This is a genomic window from Maritimibacter sp. UBA3975, assembly GCF_002384975.1.
Taxonomy (GTDB): Bacteria; Pseudomonadota; Alphaproteobacteria; order Rhodobacterales; family Rhodobacteraceae; genus Maritimibacter.
This window is the reverse complement of record NZ_DGCP01000002.1, coordinates 115,424-128,060: the sequence shown is the minus strand read 5'-3', so window position 1 is coordinate 128,060 and position 12,637 is coordinate 115,424. Positions and strand designations below refer to the sequence as shown.

The following is a 12,637-nucleotide window of genomic DNA, read 5'->3' as shown; positions in this document are numbered from 1 at the left end:
CCCCAATATACTACCGCGCGCGGGCCCTTGCGATGGCAATCATCAAAAGTCCCGCAAGCCAGAACGCCACGCACAGCCCGACGCAGTAGCCCAGCACCGTCGAGACGGGGAAGCGGGACACGTCCACGAAGAAATACGGATAGATCCCGTCCGCCGCCCCGCGCGCCAAGGCATAGGCGAGATACAGGAGCGGATAGGCCAGCCAATACGCCGCCAGCCGCCAGCGAAACGCGACATGCCGCGCGAAGGCCACCCACCAGACGGCGGTGAGCAGCGGCACGACCGTATGGGTGGCGTGATCGGCGAAGAAATCCAGCCCCGACTTGTCATAATCGGCCAGCAGCGTGTGATAGACGACACCGACGATCAGGATCCACAAGGTAAGCGCCGCCGTCCACTGGGCCGGCGCGCGCCGTCCGCGTACCGCCATGATCGTGAAGGTCACGGCGACGAGGGCATTCGTCAGGATGGTGAAATACCGCGCCAGCACCCAGATCGTGCGCCAGACGGTTTCGTTCGTCTCGATCGACAGGGCGAACTGGGCGGCGAGCCCGGCCCAGGCCAAGAGTGCGAGGAGGGTGGCGATCAGCCGGGAGGATTGGGTCATGGCACCAAGCGTGAAATGGCGATCAGGACGAGCCCGCCAATGAGAAAGGCGACGCTCAACCCGACCGAGTTGACTGCGACCTGTCCGGGCGAAAGCACGGTGAGGTCGATGAAGGGATACGGGTAGCGCCCCGTGAACATGCCCCGGATCAGGGCGTAGATCGTGTAGATCAGCGGCCATGACAGCCAGCGCACCGCGTCCATCCACGTCAGCGCGGCCTTCGGCGCGAAAGCAACCCAGAAGGCCAGCGTGAGAAGCGGCGTCAGCGTGTGCAGCCCCTGATCGGCCCAGAGGGCGAGCCCCTGAGGCTCCCAGATATTCGCGAGAAGCGTGTGGTAGACGACCCCCACGATGGCGATCCAGAGCGTGAGACCGCCAAGCCAGCTTGCCGACAGCATCCGGCCCGCAAGCGCCATACGCGCGAATGTCGCGAAGACGAGGAGGTTCGTGAGCACCGTGAAATAGCCGAGGATCACCCAGACCGTGGACAGCGCCCCGCCGGTCAGCCGGTAGGTGACGACCACCTGCATCGCGAGCGCCGCGAAGGTGGCAAGGGCGATCAGGGTCGCAGCAAGGCGGGCGGCTCCGGTCATTGCGCCATCAGGGCCGAATCCTGCCCTTAAAGCAAGCCCTTGCGCGGCGTCATCTGCCGGGCAGAATGGCCCGCATGGAGTGGCGGGATCAGGGCGCGCTGTTGAGCGTGCGCAAGCATGGCGAGACCTCGGTGATCATCGAGGTGTTCACGGCCGAACATGGCCGCCACGCGGGCGTGGTGCGCGGGGGCGTGTCGCGCAAGATCGCCCCGATCCTGCAACCCGGCTCACAGCTCGACCTCATGTGGCGCGCGCGGCTGGAGGAGCATATCGGGTCCTTCACCGTGGAGCCGGTCCGGGCGCGGGCGGCGGGGATCATGGGCGATCGCGATGCGCTGGCCGCGTTGAACGCGATCACCGCGCTTCTGTCCTTCGCCCTGCCCGAGCGCGAGGCGCATCCGCAGCTTTACGCCCGCAGCGTCGCCATGCTCGACCTGCTGTCGGAAACGCCCGCCTGGCCGGTGGCCTACCTGCAATGGGAACTCGCGGTGTTGGAGGAGCTTGGCTATGGCCTCGACCTCACGGCCTGTGCCGTCACGGGCGCGCCCGACGATCTCTCTTATGTCTCGCCCCGATCCGGGCGGGCGGTGAGCGCGGAGGGGGCGGGAGAGTGGGCCGACAAGCTCCTCCCGCTGCCGCAGGAGCTTCTGGGCGTCGTCACCGGGGATCTGGCGGGGATTGCCGACGGGCTGCGCACGACGGGGTATTTCCTGACCCATAGCCTTGCCCATGCCCAGGGGGACAAACCCTTGCCCGAGGCGCGGGCGCGGCTGGTGGACCGGCTGTCGCGGCGGTAGGGGTCAGGCGTCCTGAAGCGCCAGCATCGCGGCGGTCAGGGTCGAGAGCGCATCGGTATTGTCCTGTCCATCGGTGGCCGACAGCGTGCCCATGCCGATATAGGCGCCGTAGATGATGCGCGCGAACTCCGGGTTGGTCAGGCCAAGCTGTTTGAGCGTGGCCGACAGATAGGCAAGCCGCTTGCCGTCGATCTCTTCGACCGCATCCGCCACTTCGGCATCCGACTGCGCCCAGGCGCGAATCGCAGGCTCAAGCCCGGCCCCGCCAAGGTTTCCGCCCTCATGCGCGGCCATCTCGTTGATCCGGTAAAGCCGCTGCGACGCGGTGCCGCCTGCATCCACGGCGGCGCTGAGGGCGCCGATCACGCTGCCCTGCCAATGGTGGAGCATCTTGGTCTTGAAGTCCGGCACGTCCTTGAAGTGCCAGTAGAAACTACCCTTGGTCGTCCCGAGGTCACGCGCCAGCGGTTCGGCCTTGAGCGCCTCCGGACCCTTGGTCACGAGGGCGCGGAATCCGGCTGAGATCCAGTCTTTGGCGGACAGGCGTGGCTTGGTGGTCGACATGATGAAAATACCTCTGGAAGAACACCATCACCCTACTTCGCAGGTGCAGCATTTTCAAGGAGATTGCGCCCCGCCCCCTGCATCGGCGGCAAAGTGCAAGGCAATTTCAGCCTTTGGAATAAGACCTCCGGCGGAATTGCTGCTTTGCAGCACGATCTGCCGGAATTTTCGGCGCCCGGCGTATGGTCCGCCTCAGAGGCCCAGCACGTCCATCATGTCATAGGCCCCCGGCTTGCGCCCGATGCCCCAGAGCGCGGCCTTGAGCGCGCCGCGCGCGAAGATTGCCCGGTCGGTCGCCACATGGCGCAGGATGATCCGCTCGCCCGCTCCGGCGAAGATCACGTCATGCTCGCCCACGATGTCGCCGCCACGAATGGCGGAGAAACCGATGTGCCCCTCTTCCCGTTCTCCGGTGATCCCGTCGCGGCCCCGGTCGGAGACGTCCGACAGGCGCACACCGCGCCCCTCGGCGGCCGCCTCGCCCAGCATCAGAGCCGTGCCGGAGGGCGCGTCCACCTTGTGCTTGTGATGGGCCTCGACCACCTCGATGTCGAAATCGACGTCCAGCGCGCGGGCCACCGTCTCGGTCAGCTTGGTCAACAGGTTGACGCCGAAGCTCATGTTGCCCGCCCGGATGACGATGGCGTGGCGCGCGGCGGCGTCCAGCTTGGCGAGGTCGTCCTCGTCCAGCCCTGTCGTTCCGATCACATGGACCGCGCGCGCCTGCGCCGCGATCTCGGCCAGTGGCACGGTCGCGGCGGGGGCGGTGAAGTCGATCACCGCCTGCGCGCGCGACATCGCCTCAAGCGGATCGTCCGTCACGGCCACGCCGAGCGCGGCCCCGCCCATCGCGGTCCCGATGTCCTGCCCGACCCAGTCGTGGCCCTCACGCTCCAGCGCGCCGACCAGCCGGCAGGCCGGATTGTCGCTCACCAGTTTGACCAGCATCTGGCCCATCCGGCCCGATGCTCCGTTCACCACGATACCCGGCGTTTCGCTCATGTGACCCTCCGTCGTTCGGCCCAATCCCTAGTCCCTGTTGCGCGCTCGCGCAATCGGCACTACATCGCGCCCATGTCCAAAGACCGATTCAACGAAGGCAAGGGCCCGTCCCAGCGCCAACTCCGCGTGGGCGAGCTTATCCGCCGCACCCTGTCCGATGCCCTGATGCGTGGTGAGATCCATGACCCGGACCTCAACCGCATGTCGGTTACCGTGGGCGAGGTGCGCGTGTCGCCCGACCTGCGGATCGCGACCGCCTATGTCATGCCGCTGGGCGGCAAGAACCAGGACGAGGCGATCAAGGCGCTTGCCCGCAACAAGGGCGAGCTGAAGCGCATCGTCGGCAAGGCGCTGACGATCAAGTTCACCCCGGACCTGCGCTTCGTGCTGGACGAGACGTTCGACCGGATGGAAGAGACGCGGCGCCTGTTCGCGGACGAGAACGTGCAGCGCGACATCCAGTCAGGCGACGAGGAAGACTGATGGCGCGGCGCAAGAAGGGGCGGGACGTCCACGGCTGGCTCGTCGTGGACAAGCCTGCGGGGCTGACCTCGAACGCTGTCGTGAACAAGGTGCGCTGGGCGTTCGACGCCAAGAAGGCGGGCCATGCCGGCACGCTCGACCCCGACGCGACCGGCGTTCTCGCCATCGCGCTGGGCGAAGCGACCAAGACCGTGCCCTATGTCACCGACGCGATGAAGGCCTATCGCTTCACCGTGCGGTTCGGGCAGGCGACCAACACCGACGACGCCGAGGGCGAGGTGATCGCCGAGAGCGACGCCCGCCCCTCGGATGACGAGATCACGGCGGCCCTCGCGCCGCTGACCGGCGACATCATGCAGGTGCCGCCCAAGTTCTCGGCCGTGAAGATCGACGGCGAACGCGCCTACAAGCGCGCCCGCGACGGTGAGGACATCGAGATCGCCGCGCGCCCGCTGTTCGTTGAGGCGCTGTCGCTGGTCGAGCGTCCGGATGCCGACCACGCCGTGCTGGAAATGACCTGCGGCAAGGGCGGCTACGTCCGCGCCATCGCCCGTGATCTGGGCGAAGCGCTTGGCTGCCACGGCCATGTCGAGACCCTGCGCCGCATCTGGTCCGGCCCCTTCCTCGCCGAGGAAGGCGTGAGCCTTGAGCGGGTGGAGGAACTGGCAAAAACCGATGAGATCGACGCGCTCCTGATGCCGCTGTCCGAGGGGCTGACGAGCCTGCCGGAACTGAAATGCACCCACGAGGGCGCGACGCGCCTGCGCCACGGCAACCCCGGCATGGTGATCGCCTCCGACGTCGAATACGGCGACGAGGCCTGGGCCTCGCTCGATGGTGAGCCGGTGGCGGTCGGAGTCTACAAGGCGGGCGAGCTGCATCCGAGCCGGGTCTTCAACCTCTGACGTTCGTGCCCGTGGCGCGGCAAGAGGGGGGCTCTGCCCCCCCACGGCGCTGAAGCGCCGCTCCCCCCGAAGTATTTGCGGAACGAAGAAGAGGCGGGTCCACCCCGGCACGAGGCCGGGGCTTCTCCGTTCACGCCCATCGGCTCTTCAGCCTGTAGCGCCTCGTCACCTTGGCGCGTTAACCTTAATATTCGGTAAACGTGAGATCAGGCCCACTTGGGTCTTCTTCGTTCGTCAAATACTTCGGGGGTGCGGGGGCAGAGCCCCCGCGCGGATCGGCCGGGCGCATGCCCGGGCGACATGCCTAGTCGATGATCGCCAGAATCGGGTCCGTCAGCTCCGGCGCCTCGCCCACGCGATAGGCCGCGCGGATCTGCGCCTCCGCCGCGTCGAGCTGTGCCTCGGTGCGCGCGTAGACGGTGCAGAGCGGCGTGCCGACTGACACCGCCTCGCCAAGGTCCAGCAGTCCGGTCAACCCGACCGCCGGGTCGACCGTATCGCTCGACACCCGCCGCCCGCCGCCCAGTTCCACCACGGCGAGCCCGATGCCCCTCGTGTCGATCTCACAGATGTTGCCTTCGACCGGGGCCATCACGTCGCGCGACAGCGGTGCAACGGGCAGGTGATCGGCGTAACGCTCGACGAAGTCCGTGGGGCCGCCCAGCCCGGCGACCATGCGCCCGAACACCTCAGCCGCGCGCCCGTCCTCAAGTGCCGCGCGGGCGACCGAAAACCCGGTTTCGCGGTCCTCGGTCACTCCGGCCAGCGAGAGCATCTCACCCGCCAGCGACAGGGTCACGAACTCCAGCCGCACGTCGCGGCGCACATCCGTCAGGAACTCGACCGCGTTCACCACCTCGACCGCGTTTCCGGCGGCGGAGGCGAGCGGCTGGTTCATCCCCGTGAGCAGCGCGTGACAGGGCACGCCCGCCGCCGTGGACACCTGCGCGATGCTGCGCGCCAGCGCCTCCGATTGATCGTATGTCGGCATGAAGGCCCCGTTGCCGGTCTTCACGTCCATCACCAGTGCGTCGAGCCCGGCCGACAGTTTCTTGGACAGGATCGAAGCGGTGATGAGCGGGATCGACTCCACCGTCGCGGTCACGTCCCGGATGCCGTAGAACCGTTTGTCGGCGGGGGCGATGGTGCCGGTCTGGCCGATGATGGCGCAGCCCACCTCGCGTACGACCCGCTCGAACGTCGCGTTGTCCGGCGTGGCGGAATAGCCCGGAATGCTCTCCATCTTGTCGAGCGTCCCGCCCGTGTGACCCAGCCCCCGGCCCGAGATCATCGGAACGAACCCGCCGCATGCCGCCACGATCGGGGCGAGCATGAGCGAGACGTTGTCGCCCACGCCGCCGGTCGAATGCTTGTCCACCACGGGGCCCGGCAGGTCCCAGGTCAGCACGTCGCCGGAATCGCGCATGGCAAGCGTCAGGGCCGCCGCCTCCTCGGCCGTCATGCCCTGAAAGAACACGGCCATCCCGAAGGCACCCACCTGTTCGTCCGCCGCGGCCCCGTCGGCGATCCCGGCGACCAGCGTGGCGATCTCGTCTTCGTTCAGCGTGCCGCCGTCGCGCTTCTTTCGGATGATCTCGGATATCAACATGCGGCCACCTTGACCCATCGGTCAAATTTCGCAAGCGCGACTTGCCAAGCCGGGACGGGCAGGACAAAACCCGCCCCATGATCACCCGCGAGCATACCAAGGCCGACGCGCCCTCCACCGCCGTCTATTCCGATTGCGAACGCTACCGCTACATGCTGACGCGCACATGGGACCCGGCGGGCAGGCGCGCTCTGTTCATCATGCTGAACCCGTCCACGGCGACCGAAGTGCAGAACGACCCGACGGTTGAGCGCTGCGAACGGCGTGCCCGTACGCTGGGCTTTGGCGCCTTCCGTGTGCTCAACATCTTCGCCTGGCGCGATACCGATCCGCGCGCGATGCGCCGCGCCGACGATCCGGTGGGGCCGGAAAACGATGCGGCGATCCGCGAAAGCGTCGAGTGGGCGGATCAGGTGATCTGCGCCTGGGGCACCCACGGCGAACACCGCGCGCGCGGCGCGGCGGTCGAGGCGCTCCTGCGCGCGACGGGCAAGCCGCTCTATCACCTCGGGCTGTCAAAGGCCGGGCACCCGAAACACCCGCTCTACATCGCCTACACCCAGCAGCCCGAGCTCTGGACATAAGAAAAGGCCACCGAAACGGCAGCCTCTTCTCTGGTCCGGAAATACCTCGGGGGTGCGGGGGCAGAGCCCCCGCCCGGGTCGGACCGGCGTCAGCCGGTTCGAACCCTCAGATCGCGAATTGCAGCGCGCTCACGTTCTGGAACATGCCGGTGTCCTTGAGCGCCTTGCGCACATCCGCCGGCACTTCCGCATCGACGTAGAGGAGCGCGATGGCGTCGCCGCCCTGCGTCTGCCGCCCGAGCGTGAAGTTGGCGATGTTCACGCCCATCTGCCCCAGCGTCGCCCCGAGCGCGCCGATGATGCCCGGCTCGTCGCGGTTGGTGGTGTACAGCATGTGCGCCCCGATCTCGGCGTCGATGGTGATACCCTTGATCTGGATAAAGCGCGGCTTGCCGTCCGAGAACACCGTGCCCGCGATGGAGCGTTCGCGGTTGGCGGTCTTTACCACGATCTTGATGTAGCCGTCGAAGACGCCCGATTTGTCCTGCGTGGTGGTCGAGGACTTGATGCCGCGATCCTTGGCCACGATCGGCGCGGAAACCATGTTGATCTCCGCGTTCTGCGGCTTGAGCAGACCCGCCAGAACGGCACAGTCGAGCGCTTTCACGTTCATCTTCGACGCCACGCCATCGAGCGTGACGTTGATTTCCTTGATCGGCTCCTCGGTCATCTGGCCGATGAAGGCGCCCAGATGCTCGGCCAGCTTGATCCACGGGCCCATGACCTTGGCTTCCTCGGCCGTCACCGACGGCATGTTGAGCGCGTTGGTCACGGCGCCGGTCAGCAGGTAGTCCGAGATCTGTTCGGCGACTTGCAGCGCCACGTTCTCCTGCGCCTCGGTCGTGGAGGCGCCGAGGTGCGGGGTGCAGACCACGTTGGGCAGGCCGAAGAGCGGGCTGTCGGTCGCGGGCTCGACCTCGAACACGTCGAAGGCGGCACCGGCGACATGGCCCGACTTGAGCGCCTCGGCGAGCGCGGCTTCATCCACCAGGCCGCCACGGGCGCAGTTGATGATCCGCACGCCCTTCTTGGTCTTGGCGAGGCTTTCGGCGTTCAGGATGCCGCGCGTCTTGTCGGTGAGCGGGACGTGCAGCGTGATGAAGTCGGAGCGGGTGAGGAGCTCGTCCAGCTCGACCTTCTCGACGCCCAGCTTGTCGGCGCGTTCCTGGCTCAGGAACGGGTCGAAAGCGATGACCTTCATCTTCAGCCCGCGCGCGCGCTCGGCGGCGATAGAGCCGATGTTGCCGCAGCCGATGACGCCAAGCGTCTTGGCGGTCAGCTCGACCCCCATGAACCGGGACTTCTCCCACTTGCCGGCCTGGGTAGAGGCGTCGGCTTCGGGGATCTGGCGGGCCACGGCCATCATCATGGCGATGGCGTGTTCGGCGGTGGTGATGGAGTTGCCGAAGGGCGTGTTCATCACGATTGCGCCTTTTTGCGAGGCGGCCGGAATGTCGACGTTATCCACCCCGATCCCGGCGCGGCCGATGACCTTGAGGTTGGTGGCTTTCTCCAGAACCTCGGCGGTCACTTTGGTGGCCGAGCGGATGGCGAGGCCATCGTACTGGCCGATCACCTCGAGGAGCTTTTCCTTGTCCTTGCCGAGGGTCGGTTCGAAATCGACGTCGATGCCGCGATCACGGAAGATCTGGACGGCGGTTTCCGAGAGCTTGTCGGAGACGAGAACTTTGGGGGCCATGTGTTTGGTCCTTTGATGTAAATGGGGGGTGCTCGTCGAGGGCGATGCCCTCTCCTCGCGAGGAGGGCCGACGGCCCCCGACGAGCGGAATGTCTTACTGCGCTGCGATCTCGGCGTTGAATGCCCAGTCGAGCCACGGCAGGAGCGCTTCGATGTCCGAGGTTTCGACCGTCCCGCCGCACCAGATGCGCAGACCTGCGGGCGCGTCGCGATAGGCGCCGACGTCGAGCGCGACGCCTTCGGCCTCGAGCCGCTTGGCCACCGCTTTCGCAAACGCCCCACCGTCCTTGATCCGGTCGTCCGTGAACTTCAGGCAGACGGAGGTGTTGGAGCGGTGCGCCGCATCCTCGGCAAGGTTCTCGATCCAGTCATGGGTGTCGCAGAAGTCCCAGATCGCCTTGGCGTTGGCGTCGGCCCGCGCGATCAGGCCCTTGAGCCCGCCCACGGATTTCGCCCAGTCGAGCGCGACGAGGTAATCCTCGACCGCCAGCATCGAGGGCGTGTTGATCGTCGCCCCCTCAAAGATGCCGTCGATCAGCTTGCCGCCCTTGGTCATGCGGAAGATTTTCGGCAGCGGCCAGGGCGGGGTGTAGCTTTCCAGCCGTTCCACCGCGCGCGGGGACAGCACGATCATGCCGTGGGCCGCTTCGCCGCCCAGCACCTTCTGCCACGAGAAGGTCGTCACATCGAGCTTGTCCCACGGCAGGTCCATCGCGAAGGCGGCCGAGGTCGCGTCGCAGATGGTCACGCCTTCACGGTCGGCGGGGATCCAGTCGCCGTTCGGCACCCGCACGCCCGAGGTCGTGCCGTTCCAGGTGAAGACCACGTCGGTCGCGAAATCGACCGCCGACAGATCGGGAAGCTGGCCGTAGTCGGCCTCCATGATCGTCGCGTCGAGCTTGAGCTGCTTGGCGACGTCGGAGACCCAGCCAGCGCCGAAGCTTTCCCAGGCCATCATCGTCACGCCACGCGCGCCCAGCATGGACCACATGGCCATCTCGACAGCGCCAGTGTCGGAGGCGGGCACGATGCCGATCTTGTAGTCGGCGGGGATGCCCAGCACCTCACGCGTCGTTTCGATCGCGTCCTTGAGCTTGGCCTTGCCGACGGCAGCACGGTGCGAGCGGCCAAGGGCGGCGTCATTCAGCTTGTCGAGGGTGAAAGTCGGAATCTTGGCGCAGGGGCCAGACGAAAAGCGCGGATTGGCCGGCCGCGTCGCCGGTTGACTCGTGTCGGTCATGGTATCCTTCCAGATATATGCCCCTCGTTGGGGAGGGGTGTCCCGTCGACGCAGATACGGCCGGGCCATGATGCGCACAAGTGGGAAAATCGCGTGAAACCGACCTATTCGTGCGGCGTTCCGACACGGTGTGGAGCGGATCGGAAACCCCGAGACCGCCCGCGCGTCAGCGCTGGAGGCGGGACTCGGCCACCGCGAGGTCCGCGGGCGTGTTCACGTTGAAGAAGTCCTCGGTCGCGAAAACCGCGCTCACCGCGCCCTTCGCCTCGGCAAAATCCATGACCTTGCGCGTTCCCGCCTCGATGGAGCCGCGCAGCGAGTCGGACAGCGGCACATGCCACAGCCCCGTCACGGGCTGGAGCCCGTCCGGGGTTTCGGCCAGCACGATCGGGGCCCGGCTCACCACCTGCGCCTGCGCCAGCCGCGCGACCAGCCCGGCCGGGAGAAAGGGTGTGTCGGTCGCGACCGTCAGCACCCATTCGGATTTCAGCGCCTGCGCCCAGTCCATCGCGGCGAGGATGCCGGCGAGCGGGCCGGGATGATCCTCGATCCCGTCCGCGATCACGGGCCTCTTGCGTCCGAACCGCGCCGGGTCGCCGTTGGAATTGATCGCGATGGGGCCGACCTGCGGCAACAGGCGGTCGATGACATGATCGACCATCGGGCGACCGGCCAGGGCGATCAGCGCCTTGTCCTGGCCACCCATACGCGTGGCGCGCCCGCCCGCGAGGATCACGGCGGGCGGCGAGAATGTCCCGTCTTCCATGCGCCGAGACTGCGCCTGCCCCGGGTCATGCGCAAGGTCCGGGTTGCATCACCCCGGCGCCGGGAATAGCCAGTACCGGCGAAAGGGACCGTTTCATGAGCAACGACAAGCTGTCATTCGGCAAAGGCTTCCGCGACGGGTTGCCCTTTGTCTTCGTTATCGTCCCGTTCGGTATGCTGTTCGGCGTGGTCGCGACCGAGGCGGGGCTCGACCTTGCGCAGGTCATGGTGATGACTGTGCTCGTGATCGCGGGCGCCTCGCAATTCGCCGCGATTCAGCAGATGGGGGACAGCGCACCTGTCTTCATCGTGCTGGCGACGGCGCTTGCCGTGAACCTGCGCATGGCGATGTATTCCGCGACGATGGCGCCCCATCTGGGTGCCGCGCCGTTGTGGAAGCGGGCCGTGGCGGCCTATTTCCTTGTCGATCAGAGCGCGGTTCTCGCCACGGCGGAATTCGAGGCCCGGCCGAAGGCCACGCTTGCTGAGAAGTTCGCCTATTTCTTCGGTGTCGTCGCGCCGATCGCGCCGCTCTGGTACGGGGCGACATGGATCGGCGCCGTCGTCGGCGGGCGCATCCCGGAGAGCTTCGCGCTCGATTTCGCGATGCCGATCACGTTCCTCGCCATGATCGCGCCGATGGTCAAAACGCTGGCGCATCTCGGCGCGGCGCTGACGTCGGTGGTTGTGGCGCTTGCACTGGCGTGGATGCCCTACGGGACCGGGCTTCTGGTCGCGGCGGTCTGCGCGATGGCGGTCGGGTCGTTTATTGAAGTGGCACAGGCACGGAGGGCGGCGGCATGACCGGATTTCCCGACTCGCAGATCTGGCTGGTAATCGCACTCCTCGGCCTCGGCACGTTCCTGATCCGGTTTTCGTTCCTCGGCCTGATCGGGGACCGGGACATGCCCGAATGGGTGCTGCGCGCGCTGCGCTATACGCCGGTCGCGGTCATCCCCGGCCTCGTCGCGCCGCTGGTGCTCTGGCCCGCCGCGACGGACGGTCAGCCCGACCCCTCGCGGCTCGTGGCCGCGGCGGTGACGCTCGCGGTCGGCGGGTTCACGAAGAACGTGCTCGCCGCCATCGCGAGCGGGGCTGCGACGCTCTACCTCATGCTCTGGCTGGTGGGTTAGCGCACGGGCTCCAGCAGGGCCTTCTGCATCGAACAGTCGCGCCGGGTGTCCGGGGCGCAGGCGCGCGGCGTGAGGTCTTGGGTAAGGCAGATCCGCGCCTCCTGAATATGTCCGTCGCGGCAGGTGATCGTGACCATGTCCGGCTCCAGCGCCGGGTTGGCCTGAAGGAACGCCTCTTCGATCAGGCTGGCGGGCACGGCGAAGGTCCGGTCGATCTTGCGCAGCACCTCGGGTTTCTCGACCGAATCGAAGGCCCTGCGGGCGAGGTCGTAATACGCCCCGGCCTCCATCCCCGAACAGACCCCGTGTTTCTTCCATTGATACCATGCGGCCCCGCCGGCACCGAAGATGTCGGCCTGCGCGGCGGTCATCTGGCGCGAGGGCGCACGGGTCGTCGTGGGGCAGTAGGCGGGCCAGCCCTGTTCGTATTGCGGCCAGAGCCCGTGGACCACCCAGCCGAGATCCCGCGTGCATTGCTCCGCCTCGCGTGCATCGCCCTCAAGCTTGCACCAGTTGGGCGACCACGACAGGGCGAGGACGTAGTAGTCGAAGTCCCCGGCCCGTTCGCCATCGGCGCGGGCGGGAAGGGCCGACAGGGCCACGAGCAGGATCGGCAACAGGAGGTGCATTCACTCTTTCCTCAGACGTTTGCCCGC

15 protein-coding genes are annotated in these 12,637 nt (G+C 67.1%); 6 read left to right on the top strand and 9 right to left on the bottom strand.

Annotated elements, in window-relative coordinates; translation table 11 throughout:
- Window positions 1-10: 10 nt before the first annotated feature.
- Both B2585_RS00915 and B2585_RS00910 read right to left on the bottom strand, forming a co-directional pair.
- Window positions 11-607 carry a Pr6Pr family membrane protein gene (locus B2585_RS00915; protein WP_292019118.1) on the bottom strand — a complete coding sequence of 199 codons (597 nt, stop codon included), beginning with the start codon at window positions 605-607 and terminating at the stop codon, window positions 11-13.
- The gene (locus tag B2585_RS00910) at window positions 604-1,200 is read right to left on the bottom strand and encodes a Pr6Pr family membrane protein (protein ID WP_292019117.1); all 597 of its coding nucleotides are present in this window, start codon (window positions 1,198-1,200) and stop codon (window positions 604-606) included. The genes B2585_RS00915 and B2585_RS00910 overlap by 4 nt, the downstream gene beginning before the upstream one ends.
- Window positions 1,201-1,274: 74 nt before the next feature.
- Here B2585_RS00910 and recO point away from each other — a divergent pair, with 74 nt between their 5' ends.
- Window positions 1,275-1,997, top strand: a complete 723-nt coding sequence (recO, locus tag B2585_RS00905) for a DNA repair protein RecO (RefSeq protein ID WP_292019849.1) — start codon at window positions 1,275-1,277, stop codon at window positions 1,995-1,997.
- Between the two features lie 3 nt (window positions 1,998-2,000).
- On the opposite strand, the gene B2585_RS00900 is transcribed toward recO, so the two are convergent.
- Both B2585_RS00900 and dapB read right to left on the bottom strand, forming a co-directional pair.
- The gene (locus B2585_RS00900) at window positions 2,001-2,561 is read right to left on the bottom strand and encodes a TetR/AcrR family transcriptional regulator (protein WP_292019116.1); all 561 of its coding nucleotides are present in this window, start codon (window positions 2,559-2,561) and stop codon (window positions 2,001-2,003) included.
- 192 nt (window positions 2,562-2,753) lie between these two features.
- Complete coding sequence (dapB, locus tag B2585_RS00895; protein WP_292019115.1) at window positions 2,754-3,563, bottom strand: 4-hydroxy-tetrahydrodipicolinate reductase; 810 nt, start codon at window positions 3,561-3,563, stop codon at window positions 2,754-2,756.
- A gap of 72 nt (window positions 3,564-3,635) precedes the next feature.
- On the opposite strand from dapB, the gene rbfA reads away from it, so the two are divergent.
- Both rbfA and truB read left to right on the top strand, forming a co-directional pair.
- Window positions 3,636-4,046, top strand: a complete 411-nt coding sequence (gene rbfA, locus B2585_RS00890) for a 30S ribosome-binding factor RbfA (RefSeq protein WP_292019114.1) — start codon at window positions 3,636-3,638, stop codon at window positions 4,044-4,046.
- Window positions 4,046-4,951, top strand: a complete 906-nt coding sequence (gene truB / locus B2585_RS00885) for a tRNA pseudouridine(55) synthase TruB (protein ID WP_292019113.1) — start codon at window positions 4,046-4,048, stop codon at window positions 4,949-4,951. The genes rbfA and truB overlap by 1 nt, the downstream gene beginning before the upstream one ends.
- 304 nt (window positions 4,952-5,255) lie before the next feature.
- Here truB and deoA read toward each other — a convergent pair whose 3' ends face one another.
- Window positions 5,256-6,560, bottom strand: a complete 1,305-nt coding sequence (gene deoA / locus B2585_RS00880) for a thymidine phosphorylase (protein WP_292019112.1) — start codon at window positions 6,558-6,560, stop codon at window positions 5,256-5,258.
- A 77-nt stretch (window positions 6,561-6,637) separates the two neighbouring features.
- Between deoA and B2585_RS00875 the strand changes: the two genes are divergently transcribed.
- Window positions 6,638-7,144, top strand: a complete 507-nt coding sequence (locus B2585_RS00875; RefSeq protein ID WP_292019111.1) for a DUF1643 domain-containing protein — start codon at window positions 6,638-6,640, stop codon at window positions 7,142-7,144.
- A 106-nt stretch (window positions 7,145-7,250) separates the two neighbouring features.
- Here B2585_RS00875 and serA read toward each other — a convergent pair whose 3' ends face one another.
- The 3 genes from serA to mobA form a co-directional block, all read right to left on the bottom strand.
- Window positions 7,251-8,843, bottom strand: a complete 1,593-nt coding sequence (serA, locus tag B2585_RS00870) for a phosphoglycerate dehydrogenase (RefSeq protein WP_292019110.1) — start codon at window positions 8,841-8,843, stop codon at window positions 7,251-7,253.
- Window positions 8,844-8,937: 94 nt separating this feature from the next.
- Window positions 8,938-10,083 (bottom strand): phosphoserine transaminase, encoded by a 1,146-nt coding sequence (locus B2585_RS00865; RefSeq protein WP_292019109.1) that lies wholly within the window; start codon window positions 10,081-10,083, stop codon window positions 8,938-8,940.
- A 166-nt stretch (window positions 10,084-10,249) separates the two neighbouring features.
- Entirely contained in the window at window positions 10,250-10,849 is a 600-nt protein-coding gene (gene mobA / locus B2585_RS00860; RefSeq protein WP_292019108.1) for a molybdenum cofactor guanylyltransferase MobA, read from the bottom strand.
- Between the two features lie 95 nt (window positions 10,850-10,944).
- Between mobA and B2585_RS00855 the strand changes: the two genes are divergently transcribed.
- Window positions 10,945-11,652: an AzlC family ABC transporter permease gene (locus B2585_RS00855; protein ID WP_292019107.1), complete on the top strand. Its 708-nt coding sequence runs from the start codon at window positions 10,945-10,947 to the stop codon at window positions 11,650-11,652.
- Window positions 11,649-11,981, top strand: coding sequence for an AzlD domain-containing protein (locus tag B2585_RS00850; RefSeq protein WP_292019106.1), 333 nt, complete (start codon window positions 11,649-11,651; stop codon window positions 11,979-11,981). The genes B2585_RS00855 and B2585_RS00850 overlap by 4 nt, the downstream gene beginning before the upstream one ends.
- On the opposite strand, the gene B2585_RS00845 is transcribed toward B2585_RS00850, so the two are convergent.
- Complete coding sequence (locus B2585_RS00845) at window positions 11,978-12,610, bottom strand: ribonuclease T2 (protein WP_292019105.1); 633 nt, start codon at window positions 12,608-12,610, stop codon at window positions 11,978-11,980. The two genes, B2585_RS00850 and B2585_RS00845, sit on opposite strands and share 4 nt — an antisense overlap.
- Window positions 12,611-12,637: the final 27 nt, after the last annotated feature.

What these genes read in the sequence shown, in the direction of transcription:
- B2585_RS00915 (WP_292019118.1), bottom strand. Translation starts at nt 607, where the DNA reads ATGACCCAATCCTCCCGGCTGATCGCCACCCTCCTCGCACTCTTGGCC.
- B2585_RS00910 (WP_292019117.1), bottom strand. Translation starts at nt 1,200, where the DNA reads ATGACCGGAGCCGCCCGCCTTGCTGCGACCCTGATCGCCCTTGCCACC.
- recO (WP_292019849.1), top strand. Translation starts at nt 1,275, where the DNA reads ATGGAGTGGCGGGATCAGGGCGCGCTGTTGAGCGTGCGCAAGCATGGC.
- B2585_RS00900 (WP_292019116.1), bottom strand. Translation starts at nt 2,561, where the DNA reads ATGTCGACCACCAAGCCACGCCTGTCCGCCAAAGACTGGATCTCAGCC.
- dapB (WP_292019115.1), bottom strand. Translation starts at nt 3,563, where the DNA reads ATGAGCGAAACGCCGGGTATCGTGGTGAACGGAGCATCGGGCCGGATG.
- rbfA (WP_292019114.1), top strand. Translation starts at nt 3,636, where the DNA reads ATGTCCAAAGACCGATTCAACGAAGGCAAGGGCCCGTCCCAGCGCCAA.
- truB (WP_292019113.1), top strand. Translation starts at nt 4,046, where the DNA reads ATGGCGCGGCGCAAGAAGGGGCGGGACGTCCACGGCTGGCTCGTCGTG.
- deoA (WP_292019112.1), bottom strand. Translation starts at nt 6,560, where the DNA reads ATGTTGATATCCGAGATCATCCGAAAGAAGCGCGACGGCGGCACGCTG.
- B2585_RS00875 (WP_292019111.1), top strand. Translation starts at nt 6,638, where the DNA reads ATGATCACCCGCGAGCATACCAAGGCCGACGCGCCCTCCACCGCCGTC.
- serA (WP_292019110.1), bottom strand. Translation starts at nt 8,843, where the DNA reads ATGGCCCCCAAAGTTCTCGTCTCCGACAAGCTCTCGGAAACCGCCGTC.
- B2585_RS00865 (WP_292019109.1), bottom strand. Translation starts at nt 10,083, where the DNA reads ATGACCGACACGAGTCAACCGGCGACGCGGCCGGCCAATCCGCGCTTT.
- mobA (WP_292019108.1), bottom strand. Translation starts at nt 10,849, where the DNA reads ATGGAAGACGGGACATTCTCGCCGCCCGCCGTGATCCTCGCGGGCGGG.
- B2585_RS00855 (WP_292019107.1), top strand. Translation starts at nt 10,945, where the DNA reads ATGAGCAACGACAAGCTGTCATTCGGCAAAGGCTTCCGCGACGGGTTG.
- B2585_RS00850 (WP_292019106.1), top strand. Translation starts at nt 11,649, where the DNA reads ATGACCGGATTTCCCGACTCGCAGATCTGGCTGGTAATCGCACTCCTC.
- B2585_RS00845 (WP_292019105.1), bottom strand. Translation starts at nt 12,610, where the DNA reads ATGCACCTCCTGTTGCCGATCCTGCTCGTGGCCCTGTCGGCCCTTCCC.